General features: G+C 69.7%; 3 protein-coding genes and 1 riboswitch. Of the genes, 2 read left to right on the plus strand and 1 reads right to left on the minus strand.

Annotated features, from left to right (window positions below; translation table 11 throughout):
• A partial coding sequence (locus tag D7X74_RS41230; protein WP_147446887.1) for a xanthine dehydrogenase family protein molybdopterin-binding subunit occupies positions 1-1,371 on the plus strand: 1,371 nt, incomplete at its 5' end.
• Positions 1,372-1,392: 21 nt separating this feature from the next.
• Here the strand turns inward: D7X74_RS41230 and D7X74_RS41235 are convergent.
• Entirely contained in the window at positions 1,393-1,962 is a 570-nt protein-coding gene (locus D7X74_RS41235) for a hypothetical protein (protein ID WP_120538381.1), read from the minus strand.
• Between the two features lie 254 nt (positions 1,963-2,216).
• Positions 2,217-2,328, plus strand: a riboswitch (TPP riboswitch).
• A gap of 45 nt (positions 2,329-2,373) precedes the next feature.
• On the opposite strand from D7X74_RS41235, the gene D7X74_RS41240 reads away from it, so the two are divergent.
• Positions 2,374-2,545, plus strand: a 172-nt coding sequence (locus D7X74_RS41240) for a hypothetical protein (protein WP_147446888.1), incomplete at its 3' end; no start/stop codon positions are given.

Below are 2,545 nucleotides of genomic sequence, written 5' to 3' on the forward strand. Positions count from 1 at the left end.
GGCGGGGACAACGGGGCCTATGACTCCGCGGCGTACCGCGAGCAGCTGCTGGAGGTGATTGGCAAGCCGGGCAAGGTGGTGCGCAACGTCGGCGACGCGGAGGCCGCGCTGGCGAAGGCGGCGAAGCGGGTGACGGCGACGTACAACACGCCGCACCTGGCGCACGCGCCCATGGAGCCGCCCGCGGCGGTGGCGAGGGTGGAGAACGGCACCTGCGAGGTGTGGGCCACGACGCAGAATCCGCAGGCCGCACGCAGCGAGGTGGCGAAGGCGCTGGGGATGGATCCGTCGAAGGTGACGATCCACGTGACGCTCCTGGGTGGCGGGTTCGGCCGCAAGTCGAAGCCGGACTACGTGGTGGAGGCGGCGCTGGTGGCGAAGGCGGTGGGCGCGCCGGTGCGCCTGCAGTGGACGCGCGAGGACGACGTGCGCCACGACTACTACCACTCGACGAGCGCGCAGCGGCTGGAGGCGGGCCTGGACGCGAACGGCAAGGTGGTGGCGTGGCACCAGCGCATCGCGTTCCCGCCCATTGGCTCCACGTTCTCCGACGCGACGTTCGCGGGGGAGGGAGAGATGGGGCAGGGCATCGTGGATCTGCCGCTGGCCATTCCGGACATCCGGATGGAGAACTGCGAGGCGCGGGCGTACACGCGCATCGGCTGGCTGCGCTCCGTGGCGAACATCTACCACGCGTTCTCGGTGCAGAGCTTCATCGACGAGCTGGCGCACGAGAGGGGCACGGATCCGCGTGACACGTTGTTGGAGGTGCTGGGGCCGTCCCGCATCGTGACGCCGAAGGAACTGGGCGTGGCGAAGGTGCCGAACTACGGCCAGCCGCTGGAGCAGCATCCCGTGGACTCGGCGCGGCTGCGGCGGGTGATCGAGCGGGTGACAGGCCTTGCGCGGTGGGACGAGCGCAAGCGCGAGGGCAGGGCACTAGGGCTCGCGGCGCACCGCAGCTTCCTGACGTACGTGGCGGTGGTGGTGTCGGTGGTGAAGGACGCGAACGAGCAGATCCGCGTGGACGAGGCGTGGATCGTCGCGGACGCGGGCACCATCGTGAACCTGGAGCGCGTGCGGTCCCAGATGGAGGGCGCGGTGGTGTTCGGCCTGAGCCTGGGGCTGTACGGAGAAATCACGATGAAGGACGGCGCCACGGTGCAGAGCAACTTCCGGGACTACCGCCTGGCACGCATCGCGGAGACGCCCCGGAAGATCCACGTGGACATCATCCCGAGCGACGGTCCGCCGGGAGGCGTGGGCGAGCCCGGCGTGCCCCCCGTGGCCCCGGCCCTGGCCAATGCCGTGTTCGCGCTCACGGGGACCCGCGTGCGCGAGCTGCCGTTGGTGAAGTCCGTCAAGGTGTGAGCGGACCTCGGCGGAGGGGCGTTACTCGAACGCGGTGAAGGCGAACGTGGACTGGAAGTCCACGTCCGCGCCCTTGGTCGTGAAGCTGGGCGCGGCCGGGCCGCGCAGCACGACGTTGAACTTGCCGTCGAGGAAGCGCGTGTAGTCGGCGTCTGGCATTGCTTCCGAGTCGAAGTCGACGACGAGCGCCACCGGCCCGCTCCCCGTGGGGTTCTCCACGTGGCCGGCGACGTAGGTGTTGTTGGACTCTTCGGTCAGGAACAACACGTCGACGCGGCCGGTGAAGACCTCCGCCAGGGAGGTCGCGCCCACGCTCCCCGCGCCCAGGGTGAGCGTCAGGGTCGTGAGCTCCACGCGAGAAGGCGACGCGCCGTCCAGCCCCTGGCGCGCCTCGTCGACGAAGACCTTGTAGGGGTTCCCCGACTCGGTCGAGATGCCCTTCTGGGCGGTGACGGTGCCGTTGGTGGTGTCGGACGACTTGGCCTTGAGGTTGATACCAACCGGCGCCGAGTAGGACACCGGGTCCTCTCCGCAACCGACAAGCGACAGGGTGGCGCACAGCAGCAGCGGAAGGACGCGGCTCAGCAGCATGGGGGACTCTTCCTGGGATGACAGCGAGGGGCGCACCCGGCCTGAGGCCCCACTTACGATCTGCACCGTCAGGAGCAAGACCTCCGGAGCTGTTTTCCGGCCACATGGAGGGCTGCGCTCCATGTGACGCCGCGGGAACGCTCGGGAGAGTCCAGACCCTGGGTGCCCCTCCCCGCAGGGCCTCCAGGCGTTCACTGGCCAGGGGCTCGTGCGTGCCCCGGTTGAAGCCCGCTTCCCCCTGCGCTACACCGCTCCGCAGTCGCTAGGGGCGCCTCCGGAAGGAGGCTGAGACGGTCGCGTTGCCGCGTCCGACCCTTTGAACCTGAACCGGTTAATACCGGCGGAGGGAAGCGGTGTGGGCGCTCCATGCTCCCGTCCCGTCTCCCGTCCGTTGTCACGAGGAGCCGTCCGATGAGTGGAGCGTCCAAGAGCCTGAAGGTCGACGGGAAGGTGCTGGAGGGGATCAGCCGTGGCCCGCTTCCCGCCTCCCAGAAGGTCTACGTGTCCGGGACCCTGCACCCCGACATCCGCGTCCCCCTGCGCGAAATCACCCAGACGCCCACCCGCCACCACGGCCCCGCGG

Source organism: Corallococcus sp. CA047B (assembly GCF_003612065.1).
Lineage (GTDB): Bacteria > Myxococcota > Myxococcia > Myxococcales > Myxococcaceae > Corallococcus > Corallococcus praedator.